The 21,180-nt window shown below is 57.9% G+C and carries 19 protein-coding genes; 13 read left to right on the top strand and 6 right to left on the bottom strand.

What is annotated here, in order from left to right; all coding sequences use genetic code 11:
- Nucleotides 1–33: 33 nt before the first annotated feature.
- The 5 genes from pstB (at nt 34) to QWJ10_RS09410 (ending at nt 6,015) form a co-directional block, all read left to right on the top strand.
- The gene (gene pstB / locus QWJ10_RS09390) at nt 34–864 is read left to right on the top strand and encodes a phosphate ABC transporter ATP-binding protein PstB (RefSeq protein WP_010796261.1); all 831 of its coding nucleotides are present in this window, start codon (nt 34–36) and stop codon (nt 862–864) included.
- Between the two features lie 322 nt (nt 865–1,186).
- Nucleotides 1,187–1,912, top strand: a complete 726-nt coding sequence (phoU, locus tag QWJ10_RS09395) for a phosphate signaling complex protein PhoU (protein WP_010796260.1) — start codon at nt 1,187–1,189, stop codon at nt 1,910–1,912.
- Nucleotides 1,913–2,039: 127 nt separating this feature from the next.
- Entirely contained in the window at nt 2,040–2,888 is an 849-nt protein-coding gene (locus QWJ10_RS09400; protein ID WP_122041268.1) for a response regulator, read from the top strand.
- A 111-nt stretch (nt 2,889–2,999) separates the two neighbouring features.
- Nucleotides 3,000–3,902: a M23 family metallopeptidase gene (locus QWJ10_RS09405; protein ID WP_122041269.1), complete on the top strand. Its 903-nt coding sequence runs from the start codon at nt 3,000–3,002 to the stop codon at nt 3,900–3,902.
- Between the two features lie 208 nt (nt 3,903–4,110).
- The gene (locus tag QWJ10_RS09410; RefSeq protein ID WP_289925728.1) at nt 4,111–6,015 is read left to right on the top strand and encodes a diguanylate cyclase; all 1,905 of its coding nucleotides are present in this window, start codon (nt 4,111–4,113) and stop codon (nt 6,013–6,015) included.
- A 56-nt stretch (nt 6,016–6,071) separates the two neighbouring features.
- Here the strand turns inward: QWJ10_RS09410 and QWJ10_RS09415 are convergent, their stop codons facing one another.
- The 3 genes from QWJ10_RS09415 to phoB form a co-directional block, all read right to left on the bottom strand.
- Nucleotides 6,072–7,439 carry a hemolysin family protein gene (locus tag QWJ10_RS09415; RefSeq protein ID WP_122041271.1) on the bottom strand — a complete coding sequence of 456 codons (1,368 nt, stop codon included), beginning with the start codon at nt 7,437–7,439 and terminating at the stop codon, nt 6,072–6,074.
- A 69-nt stretch (nt 7,440–7,508) separates the two neighbouring features.
- Nucleotides 7,509–8,837 (bottom strand): phosphate regulon sensor histidine kinase PhoR, encoded by a 1,329-nt coding sequence (phoR, locus tag QWJ10_RS09420; RefSeq protein WP_289925730.1) that lies wholly within the window; start codon nt 8,835–8,837, stop codon nt 7,509–7,511.
- Between the two features lie 23 nt (nt 8,838–8,860).
- Nucleotides 8,861–9,550 carry a phosphate regulon transcriptional regulator PhoB gene (gene phoB / locus QWJ10_RS09425; RefSeq protein WP_010796254.1) on the bottom strand — a complete coding sequence of 230 codons (690 nt, stop codon included), beginning with the start codon at nt 9,548–9,550 and terminating at the stop codon, nt 8,861–8,863.
- 151 nt (nt 9,551–9,701) lie between these two features.
- Here phoB and QWJ10_RS09430 point away from each other — a divergent pair, with 151 nt between their 5' ends.
- The 7 genes from QWJ10_RS09430 (at nt 9,702) to QWJ10_RS09460 (ending at nt 17,689) form a co-directional block, all read left to right on the top strand.
- Nucleotides 9,702–10,505, top strand: coding sequence for an IclR family transcriptional regulator (locus tag QWJ10_RS09430; protein WP_289925734.1), 804 nt, complete (start codon nt 9,702–9,704; stop codon nt 10,503–10,505).
- On the top strand, nt 10,498–11,472 hold the full coding sequence (locus QWJ10_RS09435) for a 2-dehydro-3-deoxygalactonokinase (protein ID WP_289925736.1): 975 nt from the start codon (nt 10,498–10,500) through the stop codon (nt 11,470–11,472). Before QWJ10_RS09430 ends, QWJ10_RS09435 begins: the two co-directional genes overlap by 8 nt.
- On the top strand, nt 11,465–12,091 hold the full coding sequence (locus QWJ10_RS09440; protein ID WP_010796251.1) for a 2-dehydro-3-deoxy-6-phosphogalactonate aldolase: 627 nt from the start codon (nt 11,465–11,467) through the stop codon (nt 12,089–12,091). Before QWJ10_RS09435 ends, QWJ10_RS09440 begins: the two co-directional genes overlap by 8 nt.
- Before the next feature lie 55 nt (nt 12,092–12,146).
- Entirely contained in the window at nt 12,147–13,295 is a 1,149-nt protein-coding gene (gene dgoD, locus QWJ10_RS09445) for a galactonate dehydratase (RefSeq protein WP_150348422.1), read from the top strand.
- 196 nt (nt 13,296–13,491) lie between these two features.
- Nucleotides 13,492–14,877 (top strand): sugar porter family MFS transporter, encoded by a 1,386-nt coding sequence (locus QWJ10_RS09450; protein WP_122041277.1) that lies wholly within the window; start codon nt 13,492–13,494, stop codon nt 14,875–14,877.
- Nucleotides 14,878–14,958: 81 nt separating this feature from the next.
- A complete protein-coding gene (locus QWJ10_RS09455) occupies nt 14,959–16,287 on the top strand; it encodes an MFS transporter (protein WP_125889597.1) in 1,329 nt (442 codons plus the stop codon).
- Between the two features lie 184 nt (nt 16,288–16,471).
- A complete protein-coding gene (locus QWJ10_RS09460) occupies nt 16,472–17,689 on the top strand; it encodes an aldose 1-epimerase family protein (RefSeq protein ID WP_289925742.1) in 1,218 nt (405 codons plus the stop codon).
- Nucleotides 17,690–17,748: 59 nt separating this feature from the next.
- Here QWJ10_RS09460 and QWJ10_RS09465 read toward each other — a convergent pair whose 3' ends face one another.
- Nucleotides 17,749–18,222: a glycine zipper domain-containing protein gene (locus QWJ10_RS09465; RefSeq protein ID WP_010796246.1), complete on the bottom strand. Its 474-nt coding sequence runs from the start codon at nt 18,220–18,222 to the stop codon at nt 17,749–17,751.
- 235 nt (nt 18,223–18,457) lie between these two features.
- Nucleotides 18,458–19,570 (bottom strand): cobalamin-independent methionine synthase II family protein, encoded by a 1,113-nt coding sequence (locus QWJ10_RS09470; RefSeq protein WP_289925745.1) that lies wholly within the window; start codon nt 19,568–19,570, stop codon nt 18,458–18,460.
- A gap of 141 nt (nt 19,571–19,711) precedes the next feature.
- Between QWJ10_RS09470 and QWJ10_RS09475 the strand changes: the two genes are divergently transcribed.
- On the top strand, nt 19,712–20,188 hold the full coding sequence (locus QWJ10_RS09475) for a GNAT family N-acetyltransferase (RefSeq protein WP_289925748.1): 477 nt from the start codon (nt 19,712–19,714) through the stop codon (nt 20,186–20,188).
- On the opposite strand, the gene QWJ10_RS09480 is transcribed toward QWJ10_RS09475, so the two are convergent.
- Nucleotides 20,185–21,174 (bottom strand): zinc-dependent alcohol dehydrogenase family protein, encoded by a 990-nt coding sequence (locus QWJ10_RS09480; protein ID WP_125889601.1) that lies wholly within the window; start codon nt 21,172–21,174, stop codon nt 20,185–20,187. The two genes, QWJ10_RS09475 and QWJ10_RS09480, sit on opposite strands and share 4 nt — an antisense overlap.
- Nucleotides 21,175–21,180 lie beyond the last annotated feature (6 nt).

The raw sequence follows: 21,180 nt of genomic DNA on the forward strand, positions 1-21,180 counted from the left end.
CCAACGCGGCCGAGAGGCCCAATGGAGTCATCCATGCGTGAAATGCAACGGCCGAGGTTCGGGCTTAATGTTGGCAGGCGTGAGCGGCAAGGGCTTGACCCGGCGGCCGAGCCCGTGGCCCTGGAAGTACCCGGTCTGAACCTGTTCTATGGACAGAAGCAGGCGCTGTTCGACATCAACCTGAACATTCCCAAACAACGTGTCACATCTTTTATCGGGCCTTCGGGCTGCGGCAAGTCCACGCTGCTGCGTTGCTTCAACCGGATGAACGATCTGGTCGATGGCTGCCGGATCAATGGCGAGATTCGCCTGGACGGACAGAATATCTTTGCCAAGGGGACCGACGTGGCCGAGTTGAGGCGCCGGGTCGGCATGGTATTCCAGAAGCCCAACCCGTTTCCCAAAAGCATCTACGAAAATGTGGTTTATGGCCTGCGCATTCAGGGCATTAAGAAAAAGCGCATGCTTGACGAGGCCGTGGAGTGGGCGCTCAAGGGGGCTGCACTCTGGGAGGAGGTCAAGGATCGCCTGCACGAGTCGGCACTGGGCCTCTCCGGCGGTCAGCAGCAGCGTCTGGTGATTGCCCGAACCATCGCTGTGCAGCCGGAAGTGCTGCTACTGGATGAACCCAGCTCCGCCCTGGATCCGATCTCTTCGCTCAAGATCGAGGAGCTGATCTATGAGCTGAAGACGCGATACACCATTGTCATCGTGACGCACAACATGCAACAGGCCGCTCGTGTATCCGATTACACGGCTTTCATGTACATGGGCAAGCTGATTGAGTATGGCGATACCGACACCGTGTTCACCAACCCGACCAAAAAACAGACCGAAGATTACATTACAGGGCGTTACGGGTAATGAAACCTTCACACTCTATAGCCTACCTTATGTCTATTTAACTATCGGGTTTCCCACTGAAAGGTGTTGCTGACCAGGAAGTCAATCACTGCCCCTATACTCAAGCGCGTTTTTGCCGATAACCCAATCGGGCGCTGCGCATGGCTTCAGGTGGTGTTACCGCTCAGCATCTTTTCAGAAAGGAATCTAAATAAACCGGGCAGTCTGACGATACAGTGGCAATCACAGCTTTATAGGAAGCAGTGCCACGTAGTTGATGCGGTCTGTTCCAGGGAGCGCCGCCCGAGGGGGTTGGCTCCATTCTTTACAGGACGACAACGCCATGATCAGCAAAGAAAGCCTCAACCACCACATATCGCAGCAGTTCAACACCGAACTCGAAGAAGTCCGTAGCCATCTGCTGGCGATGGGTGGGTTGGTCGAGAAGCAGGTCAGTGATGCCGTAAGTGCCCTGATTAACGCCGACTCTGGTCTGGCGCAGCAGGTGCGGGAAATCGATGATCAGATCGACATGATGGAGCGCAACATCGACGAAGAATGCCTGCGCATTCTGGCGCGCCGCCAGCCGGCAGCGTCGGACCTGCGTCTGATCATCAGCATTTCCAAGTCGGTGATCGACCTTGAGCGGATCGGCGATGAGTCCTCGAAGATTGCACGTCGTGCCATCGAACTCTGTGAGGACGGTGAAGCCCCGCGCGGCTACGTGGAAGTGCGCCATATTGGCGAACAGGTACGCAAGATGGTTCAGGAGGCACTGGATGCGTTCGCGCGCTTCGATGCCGAATTGGCCCTCTCCGTCGCCCAGCACGACAAGATCGTCGACCGTGAATACAAGACGGCGATCCGTGAGCTGGCGACCTACATGATGGAAGACCCGCGGGCAATTTCCCGTGTACTCAGCGTCATTTGGGCGCTGCGTTCGCTGGAGCGCATTGGCGATCACGCCCGCAATATTGCGGAGCTGGTGATCTACCTGGTCCGTGGAACGGATGTACGCCACCTGGGACTGACCCGGATGGCAGAGGAAGTCAACAAACCGCGTGACTGATGCCATGGCCCCCGACAGGAAGGCGGCCATGTTCTCAGCTACGCTTTTGGGCTGCGAGTAAGCTTGCTTTCCCGACGTGGCGTTCAGCGATCCATGAAGCTGCGTTCGGGGCTTCATGGAGTAATCGATGGGTAAGGTATCTGTACTGATTGTGGATGACGCACCATTTATCCGCGACTTGATCAAGAAAGGGCTACGTAGCCAACTTCCGGGTATCGAAATGGAGGATGCAGCGGACGGACGCAAGGCTCAGACAATGTTGAGCAAGCAATCCTTCGATCTGATCCTGTGCGATTGGGAGATGCCGGAAATGTCGGGTCTTGAGCTGCTGACATGGTGCAGAAGCGAGCCGGCTCATCAGAAAACGCCTTTCATCATGGTGACTAGCCGTGGCGACAAGGACAACGTCATGCAGGCCATTCAGGCGGGCGTTTCCGACTTTATCGGCAAGCCGTTCACCAATGAGCAACTGATCACTAAGGTCAAAAAGGCTTTGAGTCGCGTCGGCAAGCTGGAAGCGCTCGTGGCTCGTGGCCCCCAGCGTGCAGCATCGGCTTTTGCCAACGACTCGCTCAATGCATTGAGAGGTAGCCAGCCGGGCCAAGCCGCGGCGCGCTCTTCTGGTGGCGGAAAAGTCAATTTCGGTCAAGGTCAGCTGCGCTTGGCCAATGCTGGCATGGCTTGTGTAATCAAGGCCCTGAGCCTCAAGGAAGCCGTTCTGATCGTTAAGCGGGGCGATATCCTGCCTCAGGTGCTGGATAACGCTGTACTGGATCTGGAGCAGGGTGAGGAGGTGCAGGAGATTGCCCGCCTCAACGGCTATCTGCACTCCGTTGCAGCCCTGGAGCCAAAGCCTTCCAGCGAATGGCTGCAGCTGTTCTTCCGCTTTGTGGATAAGGACCCAGCCAAGCTGGAATATTTGTCCCGCCTGATCGCCCGCGGTACGGCGCAAAAGCACTACGTTCCCGGCGCGTAAGTTTCCAGCATGCCGGTGCCGATCATCACATCCCGACGAGTGAAGCCTCGTCGGGAGCGTGTTCCACTGATAGGCTTGCGCCCCCTGAAAAGCGCTTGGTTCTGCACCTGCATGTTGAAACGTCTCTTTTTGCTATGTGGCTCGTTCACGCTGGCGGCAGCGACGTGGGCATCGCCCATCTACAAATACACGGATGCCAACGGTGTGGTGACCTATACGGACAAGGTTACCAAGGGCGCCAAGGTACTTGTCTTCGAGGACGATACCAACGAGCGTATCGAGCGTCAGGTTCGACTGAATACAAAAAAATTGGGCAACGAGACTGTTTTCGAGGCCCGTAACGACCTGCTGGTGCCGGTTCAGGTCGAGCTTCGTCTGGATCAGCTCAAGAACGTGGCTGGTATCAACGAGTCGGCTTCGGTCCGCCGCGTTCTACCACCCAACAGCACCACCACCCTGATGCGCTTGAAAAAAGAGGTGCAGGGTGTGGCGATTCATTACAAGCCGACCTTCAACTATGCGATGGGCGACCCAGGGCAGGGCGCGCGAGATTATGCCTATCCGCTGCCATGGGTGGGAGGGCCGTTCCGGATCAGTCAGGGGGCAAACGGTGCATTTAGTCACAACACGCCCAGAGGACGTTACGCCATCGATATTGCGATGCCGGAAGGTACGCCTATCATTGCTTCGCGTCCGGGTACAGTGGTCAAGGTTGAAAATAGTCAGCAGCAGGGCCGTAGCGCCAACCCTTCGGGCAATTTCGTGCGTGTCCTGCACGATGACGGCACCATGAGTGTGTACCTGCACCTGATGCAGGGCTCGGTCAAGGTCAAGGAGGGGCAGCGTGTAGTGACCGGTACACCGTTGGCGCTGTCTGGCAACACGGGTCACAGCACCGGTCCGCACCTGCATTTTGTGGTACAGCGCAACACGGGATTGGCGTTGGAGTCGATTCCATTCCGGTTTGCCCAGCCGGTCGACAGCCTGCCTAATTTTGCTGTGGGTGGGCCGTAACGCTTGATTGTTTTGCGGTTTACCTCTCAAATTTCTTTCTAGCGTCGTTCTGACTCGCCATACTTGTCTCATTAGAGAGCGGCGGGTTGTTGGGAACGCCCAGTAATTGCAAGCTTTCGGTTGTTTGCAGTGATGGAATGCTGCATAGAAAGCCTTGCTTTCTTAACGTATGAACCGAGCATTCTCAGGTTTGGTCGAGGAATGACTGATGCGTCTGTATGGGGTAATGCTGTTCTGGATCGTGTTCTTCAGCGCGTCGCTGCAGGCTGAGACCTTGTTCGATCCATTGCCCCGGGCGGTGATCCTGAACGACGCGCAGGCGAAGGTCTCGCTGCACTCGGTGAGCTACCTGCAGGCTTCCGCTACCCTGACCTTCGAGCAGGCAGCGGCGGCAGGGCTTGAGGATCGCTGGCAGTCACTGGGGGATGAGACGGTCAATCTGGGTCGGCAACAGATCGGCGCCTGGCTACGCTTCGAAGTGCATAACCCCACCGATCGCGCTCAGCAGCGCTACCTGGTGATTCAGCCACCCATTCTCAATCAGGTCGATGTGCGGGTTCGCTCCCAGTCCAGCGAGTCATGGGGGCCGGTCGAAACCGCTGGGGATAGCTTGCCCATGAGCATACGCTCCCTCAAGGAGCGGGCGTTTGTCTTTCCTCTAACCCTTTCGGCAGGTGACAAGGCGTTCGTCTACCTGCGCCTGCGCTCCTATGAGCCGATGCTGGTTCCGATGTGGCTGATGACACCGGAGCATTACCAGGCGCAGGAGAAGACTTCGCTCGCCCTGCTGACGCTCTTCTTTGGCTTCATGCTGGCCCTGCTGGTTTATAACGGCAGCCGGTACTGGCGGCAGCGCGACCCCAATCACTTATGGTATTGCCTCTACCTGGTCAGCATCCTGGGCTATGAACTCAGCCTGACCGGCATCGGCCAGCGCTATCTGTGGCCGGAGTGGCCTGCGTTTTCCATCCGAACTTATGTAGGCTTTGGCTGCTTGAGCTTTCTTACGGCCATCGTGTTTGCCCGGCGCTTCCTCAATGTGGATCGCTACCGGGGATGGCGGCTGGTCGTCCTGGGGTTGATCGGTTATTGGGCCTTGGCGGCAGCATTGATTGCTATCGAGCCGATGCTGGTCCGCTTCCTGATGATCGAGCCGGCAGGTCTTGTGAGCTGCCTGCTGGGGATCGCTATGACCCTGTCGTTGTGGCGAAAGGGCAATCCGTCGGCCAAGTACCTGGCCATTGCGTGGTCCGTACTGGCGGTGAGCACGATACTGATGCTCATGGCCATCTTGGACTGGATCACGCTATCACCGTTTATTCTGGATGCGCAAATCATCGGCTTTGCCTTCGAGTTCATGCTGCTGTCCGTTGCGCTGGATATCCGCCATGACCATGAGGGCGCCGAGCGGTTGAACATACAGAAGGAAGCCCTTTTGGCCAGCAATCAGCAGGTGCAGCGGCATAAGCAGGCTTTGCAGGCTCAGCAGCAGACACTGGAGCGGCAGCACAAGCGTAACGAGGAGCTGCAACAGCATATCGAGGCGCAGGTGGATGTGCTCGAGCGGGCCAATGAGGCATTACGGGCAGCCAATGACGAGGTCATTCGTCTGAGTACGATCGATACCCTGACCGGAGCCTTGAGCCGTCCATGCTTCGATCGCCACTTCACCGAAGAGGTCAACCGCGCCAAGCGCAATCAGGTGGTTGTGTCGCTGGTCGTGATCGACATTGACCATTTCAAGGAAATCAACGATGCCTTTGGCAGCCCGCTCGGCGATGAATGCCTGCGGGCGCTGGCCGGTCTGCTGAAGAACTACACCAAGCGCGCAGGCGACATGGCCGCCCGTTTCCGGGATGACACGTTCGTGCTTGTCCTGCCGGCTACTGGCGAGGCTGATGCAGTGGCGCTGGCCAATCGGATCTGCGCCGAAACAAGTATGCTGCGCCTGGAGTACGGCAGTGCAACCGTCAGCTTCAGCGTTAGCGCCGGCATCGCCAGTATCGTGCCGACCCTGGACGACAGTGACAAGAGTCTGATCAACACGGCGCTCAAGGCGTTGAGCCATGCTAAACAGGAAGGCCGCAACCGCGCCTACTTTGGCGAAGTGTAAGCGTGTATGAAAAGAAAAAGGCCGGCATCAATGCCGGCCTTTTTTATAGGCATCGATCAATGATGCCGTGGGGCATCTTCTTCGCCGCCCAGCTTGATGACTTTGGCCAGAATGATCTTCGGACCTTTCATCTTCTTGATGATGATGCGCAGGCCTTCGGCTTCCAGAACCTCGTCCTCTTCAGGTACGCGCTTCAAGCTGTCATAGACGAGGCCGGCCATGGTGTCCGCTTCGACATGATCCAGATCGATGTGCAACAGGCGCTCGATCTTGAATAGCGGGGTATCGCCACGTACGAGCAGCTTGCCGGGCTGATAGGCCAACACGCCACGCTCGGCCTTGCGGTGCTCGTCCTGAATATCGCCGACCAGCACTTCCAGGACATCTTCCATGGTGAGGAAGCCTACGACCTTGTGGTCAGCCTCTTCGACCAGCACGAAATGCGCGCCGCCCTGGCGGAATTGCTCGAGCAGGCGGCTGAGCGGCATGTGCTTGGAGACACGCTCAAGCGGGTGGATCAACTCGTCCAACTCGAACGACTCGGCCTGGGAATCCAGTCCGGCGATTGCCAGCAACAGGTCCTTGATATGCAAGACACCGATGAATACGTTCTCTTCCTCGTTGTAAACCGGGTAGCGGCTGTACTTGTGACGACGAATGATGGTCAGGATCTCTTCCAGCGAGGCCGTGTGGTCCAGGTAGATGAGGTCCTCACGTGAGTTCGCCCAGTCCACTACTTCCAGCTCTTCCAGCTCGACCGCCGACGCCAGCACACGCATGCCTTGATCAGTAGGATCCAGCGCGCGGCTGGAGTGCAGGATCAGCTTGAGCTCATCACGGCTGTAATGGTGCTCGTGATCGCCATTGGACGAGCCCTGGCCGGCGATACGCAGGATGGCGTTTGCGCTGGCGTTGAGCAGCCAGATGGCGGGATACATCAGCCAGTAGAACAGGTATAGCGGGACGGCTGTCCACAGCGATAGCAGATCCGGCTTGCGGATAGCCCAGGACTTGGGCGCCAGCTCGCCGACCACGATGTGTAAATAGGAGATGATAAAGAAGGCTGTAAAGAACGCGATGCCATGTACAAGCTCAGGCGTATCTACTCCAGCCATGCGTAGCAGAGGCTCCAGCAGCTCGGCAAAGGCAGGCTCGCCCACCCAGCCCAGACCCAGGGAGGCCAGGGTAATACCCAACTGGCAGGCGGACAGATAGGCATCGAGCTGGCTATGCACGGTACGCAGGATACGGCCGCGCCAGCCATGGCTTTCAGCCAGACCTTCTACACGTGTGGCGCGCAGCTTGACCATGGCGAACTCGGCGGCTACGAAAAAGCCGTTGAGCAGCACCAGCAGCAGCGCAAAAAGAACAAGACCGAAGTCAGCGAAAAGTACTGAGGTATCGAAACTAGGGGAAGGGTCCATTAGGGGTTCAAAGTGATAAAAGTTGGCCCTAGCATGGGGGTCTGACGAGCGACTTTCAAGTCTCGCTCATCAGTGTTGGTGTACGGCTATTGCAGAGGCCGTCATGGAGGCCGTCTGGGAGGGTTCGAAAACACAGGTGAAAACACTGCCCTTGCCGGGAGTGCTCTCGATTTCAAGGTGTCCATGATGGCGAATCAGGACATGTTTCACGATGGCCAGCCCCAGGCCCGTACCGCCGGTGCTGGAGGCTCTGCTGGCATCCACCCGATAAAAGCGCTCTGTCAGGCGGGGTAGGTGACGCGCTTCGATGCCCGGCCCGCTATCGGAAACCGACATCTGGGCACCATGGGCGTCCTGCCACCAGCGAATCCTGATCTGACCACCGTCCGGCGTGTACTTCACAGCGTTGAAAACGAGATTCGAAAAGGCACTGCGCAGCTCGGCTTCGCTGCCTTTCAGGGCCAGACTCGCGTCGGCATCCAGGGTGATCTTGTGGCCGCGCTGGCCTGAGAGCGCACGTGCATCCTGCTGGATGATTTGCAGAAGTGGCGCCACGGCGACGGGTTTGTTTTCGGCAGGGTAGTCGGTCGCTTCCAGTTTGGCCAATAGCAGCAGGTCATCGATCAGGTGCTGCATGCGGCTGGCCTGTTGCTGCATCTGGCCAAGGGCCCGCAGCCAGCGCGGATTGGTATCTTCGGCGGCGTTATCGACCAAGGTCTCCAGATAGCCAGCGATCACGGTCAAAGGCGTACGCAGCTCGTGGGAGACGTTCGCAACGAAATCCTTACGCATCTGTTCCAGTTGATGAAGGCGGCTCACGTCCCGGACGAGCAGGAGACGATCACCTTCACCGAAGCGCGTAATCAGAATGTGAAGGTGCTGATTGGCATTCACGGGCGAGGCCAGTTCCAGCGGCTCCTGATAGTCACCCTTGTTGAAGTAGTCATAAAATTTGGGATGGCGGACCAGGTTGGCGATGGGCTGACCATAATCCTGCGGCTGACGCAGCCCCAGGAGCTGTTCGGCGGCACGGTTCCACCATTCCAGGTTGCCGTTGCGGTCGATGAGGATAATGGCATCCCGCAGCGCCGCAGTAGAGGCCTGGGCACGTTCGATCACGGCTTCCAGGGCGTGGCGCTTTTCACGTTCGCGGCGCTGGGCATAATAGAGACTGTCAAAGATCTCGCCCCAGAAGCCATTGGCCTCCGGGGGTTCCACCCCTTCTTCGGCCGTGGCCAGCCACTTCTGAAGACGGACGATGTGGTAGGACATCCATATCAGATAGATGAACAGGCCGGCAGCCAGCATGGCGCCATAAGCGTCTGTCAGCCAGCCCAGGGGAAGGCAAATAACCAGGAGCAGACAGATATGGCGGGCCAGCAGTGAACGCCAATCCATGTTCAAGGCAGCACATCCCGTTTTTAAAGTTTGGTCGAGAAACGATAGCCCGTTCCGCGTACGGTCTGCACAAGATTTTCGTAGGTTTCACCCAAGGCCTTACGCAGACGGCGAATGTGCACGTCTACCGTACGTTCCTCGACATAGACGTTGCCGCCCCATACTTGATCCAGCAGCTGACCACGGGTGTAGGCACGTTCCTGGTGCGTCATGAAGAACTGCAGCAGACGGTATTCGGTCGGTCCCATTTCAGCCGGTGAGCCATCAATGGTCACGCGGTGGCTGATGGGATCGAGAATCAGGCCATTCACTTCAATCGGCGTTTCGCTGTCGTATGTGCCTGTACGGCGCAGTACCGCTTTCAACCGGGCGACCAGCTCGCGAGGCGAGAAGGGCTTGGTGATGTAGTCATCGGCTCCTACTTCCAGACCCTGGACCTTGTTGTCCTCGTCGTCCTTGGCGGTGAGCATGATGATCGGGATCGCATCCGTCAGCTCGTCACGCTTCAGGCGGCGCGCCAGTTCAAGGCCGGACGTGCCTGGTAGCATCCAGTCGAGCAGGACCAGATCGGGCTTGCGGTCGACGATTAGGGCATGAGCCTGCTGCGCATTATCTGCTTCCAGGCATTCATAACCCGCCATTTCGAGCGCAACCGCGATCATCTCGCGAATGGGCGCCTCGTCATCGACGATAAGAATCGACTTGCCCGCCATGGTTCTCCTCACTGTTCTGCACGATGCTCGCGCATTAGATAACCAAATTGTTGCAGTCATGTGACAAGTCGTCGAACACTTCTTTATCCCATAATATGGGATAAATATTCACATATTGAGATTGCAGTTTTAAAGGAATAGAGTGAGCGCCATGTCTGATCAAAACAACAACGCGCCTGCTGGCGCTCAGGCACTGTTTCGAGGCCTGGCCGTTATCGATGCCATCGCTCAGGGCGCCCGTACGCTGGCTGCCATCGGCGAGGTGATCGGCTGTACGCGCAGCACCACCCATCGGTTGGTCAATGCACTGGTACAGGCTGGCTATCTGCGTAGCGTTGCCGGTCAGTATCAACTGGGAGCCAAGCTTATCGAGCTGGGCTTCAAGGCCCGTGACCAGCTGCCGCTGACCAACCTGGCGCGGCCCCACCTGCAGCGGCTCGCGGCGCTGACCCAGGACACCGTTCATCTGGGCGTGCGGGAGGGCGGCGATGTGCTCTATCTGGACAAGCTTCCTGGAGCCCGCGGCCTTGAAATGCGCTCGCGCGTCGGGCTGCGCATGCCGTTGGCCCTGACCGGGGTAGGCAAGGCCCTCATGCTTGATCTGCCCGAATCCGAATGGCACCTGCTCTACGAGGAAGGCCTCAGACGGCGCGCCGGGCAACCGGGTCTGCGCGAGGACTTTACGCCCTGGCCGGACTATCTGGCCCAGCAGCAGGCTTATGCTGCGGGTGGCTACACTTTTGATCTGGAAGAAAACGAGCTGGGTATTCGCTGCGTGGCCGCGCCTATTCGCGATGCCAGCGGCGCCATCGTGGCGGCCTTGAGTGTCGCCAGCGCGATTCCCTATATGCCTGAAGCACGCCTGCGGGATCTTTGCCCGGATGTCATCGCTTGCGCACGGGCCATTTCCTTTGACCTTGGATGGACAACCTCGGGTGGAACCAGTCATGAATGAAACGGCAACGCCACGTCTGATCGGCCTCGATTGGGGCACCTCATCACTACGCGCGTATCTGCTGGGAGATAACGGCCAGATAGTGGATACCCGCTCGCAGCCCTGGGGCATTCTGCATACGCCTGAAGGTGATTTCGCCAAGGCCTTTCGTGAGCTGGTCGGTGATTGGCGCGCACAATGGCCATCCGTACCCGCCATTGCCGCCGGCATGATCGGCAGCCGGCAGGGCTGGCGTGAGGTTCCTTATGTGGACTGCCCGGCCGATGTGGATAGCTTGGCAAAAGGCCTGCTGACGTTCGACAGCGGTTGCGGTGAGCTGAGCCTGATCCCCGGCGTGATGCAGCGTGGCGCACTGCCAAACGTATTGAGAGGCGAGGAGACTCAGATCTTCGGAGCGCTCGAACTGGAGCCTGCATTGGCCGATCATGCCTTGCTGGTGCTGCCCGGCACGCACAGCAAGTGGGCAACGATCCGCAGTAGCCGGCTCGATCACTTTTCCACTTATATGACCGGCGAGCTGTTTGCCGTCCTGCGTGAACATTCGATTCTGGGTCGTCCTGCGCGGGAAGAGGGCAGCGAGCCGTCCAACGACGCCTTTATGCGTGGCCTCACCAATGCCCGTGAGAGCGGGGCGGAAGGCGTTATTGGCCGTCTGTTCACCACCCGCAGCCTATTCCTGGCCGGTGATCTGCCCGCGCGCCACAGCCTGGACTACCTCTCGGGCCTGCTGATCGGTGAAGAGCTGCGCAGTGTTGTGGCCTGCCTGAAGGGCGCCGTCTGCCCACCGCTGGTATTGATTGGCGATCCGGCGCTGTGTCGCCGTTATCAGGACGCCCTGGCCTTTTTCGAAATTACCGATGTACGTCTGCTTGAGCAGGCAACCCGTACCGGCTTGTGGCGCATCGCCTGTGCAGCCGGTCTGGTAACTGCCGCAACCCCTTCTCAGGAGGATACCCGCCATGTTTGACGCCTGCATGAAACAACTGCCCTTGATTGCCATCCTGCGCGGCATTACGCCTGCGGAGATCGTGCCGGTCGGCAAGGCCCTGTACGAGGCCGGTTTTCGTCTGATCGAGATTCCATTGAACTCGCCTGAGCCCCTGGAAAGCATCCGACTGCTGTCTGCCGAGTTGGGCAACGACTGCCTGATCGGTGCCGGAACCGTACTGACCGAGCGCCAGGTGGCGGACGTAGCCTTTGCCGGTGGCAAACTGATTGTGTCGCCCAATGCCAACCTGGCGGTGATCCGCGCGACCAAGGCGGCCGGGCTAATCAGTGCACCGGGCGTGGCAACGCCATCTGAAGGCTTTGCTGCACTGGAGGCGGGAGCCGACTCGCTCAAGCTGTTCCCGGCTGAGCAGCTTGGCCCGGCGGTGGTCAAGGCATGGCGTGCGGTCTTCCCGAAGGAAACAGCCCTGCTGCCGGTCGGTGGGATCACGCCCGACAACATGGACGTATACGTCAAGGCGGGCGCCAATGGCTTTGGCCTGGGGTCGGCCATTTACAAGCCGGGCATGACTCCTGACGACGTCAGCCGCAGCGCGCACGCGTTTGCCAATGGCTGGAAAGCGCTGACTGGCCAGTAACCATCGGATTTGACCCGGGTCGGTCCGCCGGCCCTGAACGCATCGAGGCATAACAATGAAAATCACCAAACTGACTACCTATATCGTTCCTCCGCGCTGGTGCTTTCTGAAGATCGAAACCGATGAAGGCATCACCGGCTGGGGCGAGCCAGTCCTTGAAGGCCGCGCCCATAGTGTGGCGGCGGCTGTGGAAGAGCTGGCCGACTACCTGATCGGCAAGGACCCGCGCAATATCGAGGATCACTGGACCGTACTCTATCGCGGTGGTTTCTACCGGGGCGGCGGTATCCACATGAGCGCCCTGGCGGGCATCGATCAGGCCCTCTGGGACATCAAAGGCAAGGCCTTGGGTGTACCGGTGCATGATCTGCTGGGCGGCCAGGTGCGTGAGAGCATCCGCGTCTACTCGTGGATTGGCGGCGACCGCCCGGCCGAAACCGCGGCCCAGGCGCTGGAGCGCAAGAACAAGGGCTTTACCGCCATCAAGATGAATGCGTCCGAAGAGATGCAATTTGTCGATACCTTCGACAAGGTCGATCAGGTCATCGCCAACGTCGCGGCCATTCGCGACGCCTGCGGCCCGCATTTTGGCATTGGCGTCGACTTCCACGGCCGTGTGCACAAGCCGATGGCCAAGGTCCTGATCAAAGAGCTTGAGCCCTATCGCCTGATGTTTATCGAGGAGCCGGTGCTGAGCGAGAATTACGAGGCGCTTAAGGAAATTGCCTTGATGAGCAATACGCCCATTGCGCTGGGTGAGCGGTTGTATTCCCGTTGGGACTTCAAACGCATCCTGCAGGACGGCTATGTGGATATCCTTCAGCCTGACCCGTCCCATGCCGGTGGCATCACCGAAACGCGGAAGATCGCCAACATGGCCGAGGCCTACGATGTCGCCATCGCGCTGCATTGCCCGCTCGGCCCGATTGCCCTGGCGGTCAACCTGCAACTGGATGCCAACTGCTACAACGCGTTCATTCAGGAACAAAGCCTGGGCATTCACTATAACCAGGGCAATGACCTGCTCGACTACATCAAAAACCCGGAAGTCTTCGATTATGGCGATGGCCACGTGAAGATCCCGCAAGGCCCGGGGCTGGGTATCGAAGTCAATGAAGAGTACGTGATCGAGCGTGCAGCCATCGGCCACCGCTGGCGTAATCCGATCTGGCGCCACAAGGACGGCAGCTTCGCCGAGTGGTAAGCCCTGGCCTTCAGGTCGTGAAGACGAGCCGGACGCAAGAAATGCGTCTGGCTCGGCATTTTTCACATCTTGTAACGAACCTGAGCAGAGCCTGACGAGTCACTGGAAAGCCAGGTTGATAGCAAATTCACATGCCTGCATTTGCTGAGGGACCGGCATTACAAAAACAACGCCCAAAAAGGCAGGAGTCCAGTTTATGACGAGTAGTACTCATACCGCCGAGAAGACCAAGGGAACCGCGGTGTTCACCTGCATTCTGGCGGCTTTGGCCGGGCTGATGTTCGGCCTGGATATCGGCGTGATTTCCGGCGCCACGCAATTCATTCAGCAAGAATTCCAAGTTTCCGACCGCGTGATCGAGTGGATCGTCAGCAGCATGATGCTTGGCGCTGCCCTGGGTGCACTCGGTGCCGGCTGGATGTCCGCTGCCCTGGGTCGCAAGCGTTCGCTGATCCTGGGTGCCATTCTGTTCGTGTTGGGATCGGTACTGTGCGGTTTCGCCTGGTCGCCGAACTCACTGATCGCCGGTCGCTTCATTCTGGGCTTGGCTATCGGCATCGCCTCCTTTACTGCTCCGCTGTACCTGGCTGAAGTGGCGCCTGAGCAGATCCGCGGCTCAATGATCTCGTTGTATCAGCTGATGATCACGGTCGGTATCCTGGCTGCGTTCCTGTCGGATACTGCCTTCAGCTACAGCGGTGCCTGGCGCTGGATGCTGGGTATCATCGCTATCCCCGGTGTGCTGTTCCTGCTGGGTGTTCTGGCACTGCCCGATAGCCCGCGCTGGCTGATCATGAAGGGCCGCAAGAAAGAGGCACTGGACGTCCTGCACAAGCTGCGCGGCAATGAAGAGGTGATCCAGCAGGAAGTACGCGATATCGAAGAGCAGCTGCGTATCCCGCAGCGTGGCTGGCAGTTGTTCAAGGAAAACGCCAACTTCCGCCGCTCCGTTGGTTTAGGCGTACTCCTGCAGATCGTCCAGCAGTTCACCGGCATGAACGTGGTGATGTACTACGCACCGCGTATTTTCGAAGGCATGGGTTACGACACGCATGCGCAGATGTGGTTTACCGCTGCGGTGGGCCTGACCAACGTACTGGCAACTTTCATTGCTATCTTCCTGGTGGACCGTTGGGGCCGCAAGCCGATTCTTTATACCGGTTTCATCGTCATGGCGGTCGGTATGGGCATCGTGGGCACCATGATGAACATGGGTACGCTGAGTCACGGCCAGCAGATCTTCACCGTTGCCATGCTGCTGATCTTTATCGTGGGCTTTGCCATGTCGGCCGGTCCGCTGATCTGGACACTGTGCTCCGAAGTGCAGCCACTCAAGGGCCGCGATTTCGGTATCGGCTGCTCCACGTTCACCAACTGGATCGCCAACATGATCGTCGGCGCTACCTTCCTGACACTGCTTAACGTCATCGGCAACGCCGCAACTTTCTGGCTGTATGGCGCACTGAATGCCTTCTTCATCCTGTTGGTGTTCTGGCTGGTTCCGGAAACCAAGGGTGCAACGCTGGAGCAGATCGAACGTAACCTCATGAGCGGCAAACCACTGCGCGATATCGGGCAGTAACGTTTGCAGGAGACCACCGGCGGCTGTCGCCGGTGAGTCATCCCCGTTGTGTATAACAAGTCCAAGACAGGTGTAACGGTGATGCAACATTCTTCAACCCGCACGGCGTACAGCCAGACCCAGGCTCAGGTGCAAGCCCAGCCTGCGTCACGCTCGCGCTACTTCATCATGGTCTTGCTGTTCGTCACGGTAGTGATCAACTACCTGGACCGCAGCAACCTTTCCATCGCCGCGCCCCACCTGGCTCAGGACTTGAACATCGATCCCGTGCACATGGGGCTGATCCTGTCGGCGTTCGGCTGGACCTATGCCGCCATGCAAATCCCGGGCGGCTGGCTGGTAGACAAGGTATCCCCGCGGGTGCTGTACCCGATTGCCATCGCGCTCTGGTCCCTGGCAACTATCGGCCTAGGCTTTGTTGGCAGTTTTATCGGCCTGGTAATCCTGCGTCTTGCAGTCGGTGCGCTGGAAGCGCCGGCGTATCCCATCAACAACCGGGTGGTAACGACGTGGTTCCCGGAAGGGGAGCGCGCCACCGCCATCGGGTTTTATACGTCCGGACAGTTCGTCGGGCTGGCCTTCCTGACCCCGGTACTCATCTACCTGCAACAGACGTTCGGCTGGCATATGGTCTTTGTGGTAACAGGCGGGATCGGTATCGTCTGGGCGGCGATCTGGTATCTGATCTATCGTGAGCCAAAAGACTTCAAAGGTGCCAATGCTGCCGAAGTGGCGCTGATCGAGCAGGGCGGCGGCCTTGTAGATCTGGAGAAAAAGAATCAGTCCCGCGCGGCGTTTCGCTGGGCGGATCTGTGGGCCGTGCTCAACAAGCGCAAGCTGTGGGGTATTTACATCGGTCAGTTCTGCCTGAACTCCACACTATGGTTCTTCCTGACCTGGTTTCCGACTTACCTCGTCAAATACCGCGGCATGGATTTCATCAAGGCGGGCTTTCTGGCTTCGGTGCCGTTCCTGGCGGCGTTTCTAGGTGTGATCTGCTCGGGTCTGCTATCCGACTGGCTGGTGCGCCGTGGCGTTTCGCTGGGCATGGCACGCAAGCTGCCCATCATCAGCGGCCTCTTGATTTCCACCTGCATCATCGGCGCGAACTTTGTTGATACGCCGGCGCTGATCATTGCCTGTATGGCAATCGCCTTCTTTGGTAACGGTCTGGCGTCGATCACTTGGTCAATGGTGTCGGCCCTGGCACCTGCACGCCTGCTGGGGTTGACGGGAGGCATGTTTAACTTCATCGGCAACCTGGCATCCATCAGCGTGCCGATCGTGGTTGGCCTACTGGTGGATGGCAACAACTTTGCCCCGGCTATCACCTATATCGGCATCACGGCATTGGTCGGCGCGCTGAGTTACGGGCTCGTCGTCGGCAAGGTCGAGCGCCTCGAAGAGTAATAGCCCTCAAGTCAGGGTGCCGGGCAGGCACCTTGACCTACCTCTCGTTTCCTGTCTCCAACCTTGTAAATCCGAGATCTGACCCATGCAAACGTGCAGGGTTGTTCTACACTTTTCTCACGCTGCTAAATCGTTTCAGCCAAAGGGCAGCGAGGTATAACAACAAACAAAAAGGAAATCGGACATGAACGCATCTGCTCTGCTTGCCAGCTTCGGATTGCTGGCAGCTGCCTCTCCAGTGTTTGCCTGGGATTACACGCTGATCGACTCGAACAAGCCTGCTGAAAACTGGAGCATCACCAGCGAGCAGCTTGGCGTCAAAACGGACAAGCCTTTTTCAGTCACTCTCAAGACGTTGCATGGCGGTCGTCAGGAAGGGGTAAGCCTGATTGAAATAGATACCGGCGCAATGAAAATGACCGTTGTGCCAAACCGCGGCATGAACGTGCTTTACGCCACCGCCGGTACTGTACGACTGGGGTGGGACTCGCCTGTGCATGAGGTTGTTAATCCGGCCTTCATCGAACTCAACGGCCGGGGCGGGCTGGGCTGGCTGGAAGGTTTCAACGAGATGGTAACCCGTTGTGGCTACGAGTGGGTTGGCCATCCGGGCATGGATAATGGAGAGCTGCTAACCTTGCATGGCCGTGCGGCCAATATCCCGGCGTCCAAGGTCGTGCTGACCATCGATGAAAAGCCGCCATATGCCATTCACCTGAAAGGCGAGCTGCGCGAGCAGGCATTCAAGAAGGTGGACTTTCTGGTCGATACTCAGCTGACCACGCAACCAGGTGCCACTCAATTTACCCTTCATGATCGTCTGACCAACCAGGGCGACTACGAGAAAGAGTATCAAGCGCTCTACCATAGCAATTTCGGTACGCCACTGCTGGAGGAGGGTGCCAAGTTCGCCGCGCCAGTGCGTGAGGTGTCACCCTTCAATGAGTACGCCAAGCGTGACCTGAAAGAGTGGCAAACCTACCGGGGTCCTACCAAAGGCTTCGATGAGATGGTGTACAACCTGTTTCCTTATGGAGATGCCCAGGGCAACAGCTTGGCGGTATTACATGATAAAGCCGGCAAGCAGGGCGTCAGCCTCACCTTCAACGTTAACCAGCTACCCGCCTTTTCCCTGTGGAAAAACACGGACACCCAGGGGCAGGGTTATGTGACCGGTCTGGAGCCAGGCACCAGTTTTTCCTATAACCGACGCTTCCAGCGTGACTTGAAGCTAGTACCCAGGATCGGGCCAAAAGAGACTCGTGACTTTGAGATTACCTACAGCCTGCTCAGTGATGCGGGTGCGGTAAACGAGGCACTCAAGCGTGTCGATACGATCCAGCAAGGCCGCCAGACCGATGTACGTGAAACACCGCTGGTGGACTTGAGCAAAGAGAAATAGTGGCGGCAAATGAAAAAGGGCCACAGACGTGGCCCTTTCTTTTAGCGCTAGGGTAGGGATCAATCGTCCCAACGACCGTGGCGCTTCCAGTGTTTCTTGTGGTGACCACGGTGCCAGCCGTTGTCATGGGCATAACGGCGGTCATCGTAGCGACGGCCACTGTGGTGACGGTCGCCCGAATCGCCCATGCTGCTGCCGAGGGCTGCACCGCCGCCGCCGCCCAGGGCGGCACCCACCATAGCGCCTGTGCTGCCGCCTACGGCCTTGCCCAATACGTTGCCACCCGCGGCGCCAAGACCGCCGCCAATGGCTGCTTCTGTTTTATCGCCACGCTTGGCGCCTACCGCACCGCCCGCAGCACCACCCAGACCTGCACCGATCGTGGAGCCTGTGCTTCCGCCTACGGCATTTCCTACAACCGAGCCTAACACCCCGCCTAGCGCACCACCGATACCGGCCTGCATATCGTCGCCCGCCATCGCGCTAGTACCTACCAGGCTCAGGGACAACAGAAGGATCGAGGAGTACTTCATAATCAAAACTCACTGTGAGGATGATGGCGCCGATCCTCGTGATTACCGCTTCGCTTGGCAAGTGGAATCTGCTTAAGGGTGCGATAACTTCCACAAAAGGCAAATGTATGAATTTATTACAGAAACTTTATTACGGAACGGTAGTCTGCACCTTTTTATCTTGATCGAAATGTAGCGGAAAAGGGCGGGTTTACGCTCTAAAACGCCCCTTTCCAGTCAGCCAGTCATGCGCTGATCAGGCCTCTCCCCAGACCTCACGGGCTACGTCTACTACGCGTTGCAGCTTGGCCCACTGTTCCTCTTCCGAGAGCAGGTTGCCTTCCTCTGTCGAGGCAAATCCGCACTGCGGACTCAGGCAGAGCTGGTCCAGGTTGGCATACCGAGAGGCTTCCTCGATACGGCGCTTGAGAGCATCCGGACTTTCCAGTTCGCCGCTTTTTGTCGTGACCAGTCCCAATACAGCCTGACGCTTGCCCTTGGGCAGGTAGCGTAGGGGTTCGAAACCACCGGCGCGCTCGGTATCGTATTCCAGGAAGAAAGCATCGATATCCGTGTTGCCAAACAGCACTTCCGCCACCGGCTCGTAGCCACCTTCGCTGATCCAGGTCGAGCGGAAATTGCCCCGGCAGACATGCAGGCCGATGCGCAAATCATCCGGGCGACCAGCCAGCGCCTGATTGAGCACGCTTGAATAGATCTCGGCCAGACGTTCCGGATCATCACCGCGCTCGCGGGCGGCGGCCTTTTCCTTTTCTGAGCAGAGGTAAGCCCAGACGGTGTCATCGAGTTGGAGATAACGGCATCCCGCCTCGTAAAAAGCATTCACGGCTTTCTTGTAGGTGCTGGCAAGGTCAGCAAAGAACTCTTCCATATCCGGATAGACGCTTTCACTGATGTTTTTTCGTCCGCCCCGGAAGTGCAGCACGCTAGGGCTTGGAATAGTCATCTTGGCCACACTGCGAGTAGTAGCGCTGGCCAGAAACTTGAAGTCCTCCAGCATCGGATGCTGGGTAAAGTCTAATTTACCCGTGACCTTGATTCCTCGGGATTTGGTTTGTTGACCGTGGAACTGAATACCCTGGTCTGCCTCGTAGCCTTCTACGCCGCCAAGTTGCTCAAGAAAGTCGAAATGCCACCAGGCGCGGCGGAATTCTCCGTCCGTTACGGCGGGAAGGCCAATTGCTTCCTGTTTGGCAACAATCTTGCGGATCTCATCATTCTCAACCGCACGCAGTACGTCTCGCTCCATTTCTCCGGTCTGATAGCGGCGACGGGCCTCCTTCAGAATCGGGCTACGTAACAGGCTGCCTACAGAGTCGGCACGAAAACGAGGGAAGTGGCTGGACATAGACTTACCTTGTGACTAGCTAAATGAATATGTCTCATGATCATTCAGTAGACTAAACATTTATAGCGTCTATGCTTCATGGTCACTATTAAGATCATTCATGAAGGTATTGTTTCAGCTTGGCTGAAAGTAGGGATACACATGCTTCGAAAAGCAAAAGACGATGAATATGAGCACATGGTTTCGATCTGGCTGGCCGCCTCCATCCTGGCCCATGATGGTGTCGCGCCCGACTTCTGGCGTAGCCAGCGGCAGGATATGAAGGAAAAGTACCTGCCCAGCGCCGAGAACTGGGTATATGTACGGGACGATACAGTTCTCGGGTTCTTCTCGCTGCAACAGAATGTGCTGGCAGCCTTATTTGTCGACCCGGACCACCAGGGCGAAGGCATTGGCAGCACGCTGCTGGAGCACGCCAAGTCCCTTGAGTCGTGCCTCGAACTGTCTGTCTATAGCATGAACAGCCGTGCGGTAGCCTTTTACGAGCGGCATGGTTTCATAACTATGGACGAGCGCTTCGATGACATGACGGGCCAGTGGGAAAAGGTCATGCACCTGACCGCGGAGATGGAAAGCCGTCCCGGCGCTGGAGATCGGGACGGCTCGTCGCTGGGTTAAACCGTTACGACGATCTTGCCAACCTGCTGATTGGACTCCATGTACCGATGCGCCTCAACGATCTGGTCCAGCGGGAATGTCTTAGCAATCTGTGGCTTCAGCTTGCCCTGGGTCAGGCCGTCCAGAATGAAGTGTTTGGCCTTGGCCAATCGATCAGCGTCCTGAGTGATTTCGAACAGCTGATAGCCGCGAATGGTCAGGTCCTTGCCCAGCACATCCATCACTGGCAATGACAGGTTTTCAGTGCTCAAGGCGCCATACTGGAAGAAAATGCCCAGGAACGAGAGCGCTTTCAGAATCTTGGGCACGTCCGGCCCACCCACTGGATCAAAGGCGATGCGCGCGCCCTTGCCATCGGTGAGCTTTAGCACTTCATCCGTCAGATCCTGTTCTTCCGTTGCGATGACATGTTTCGCGCCTGCCTCAAGCAAGGCCTGTCGCTTGTTACTCGTCCGGGTGAGGGCAATCGGTGTTGCACCGACAAAATTGGCAATCTGGATCGCAGCGAGGCCAACACTGCTGGAGGCCGCACGAACCAGAACGGTATCGCCCGCCTTCAGTCCGGCAATATCGACCAGCGCGCCATAGGCCGTGGTAAACATCATCCAGGTAGCGGCAGCCTCTTCGAATGAAAGCGTGTCGGGGTGCTTGACGACGGCATGGGCAGGCGCATTTACCAACTCTCCGTACAAGCCATACTGTTCGAACGAGAATGCCGGTATGACGCTGACGGTGTCGCCTACGGCAAACACAGTAACACCCTCGCCAACCGCCTCGATAACACCTGCCGCCTCGTACCCAAGGATGGCCGGAAACACGGGCTGATGCGTGTATTGGCCAGCGCGATACATAGCTTCAGCACGGTTCAGGCCCAGCGCCTTGGTGCGAATCTGTACTTCACCTGGCTGAGGTGGGCGGACGTCTACGTCTTCAATCTTGAGTACGTCTGGGCCACCGGTTTCATGAAAGCGTACGGTACGGGGCATGGAGCA

The sequence above is a fragment of the Pseudomonas sp. WAC2 genome (assembly GCF_030403525.1).
Taxonomy (GTDB): Bacteria; Pseudomonadota; Gammaproteobacteria; order Pseudomonadales; family Pseudomonadaceae; genus Chryseomonas; species Chryseomonas luteola.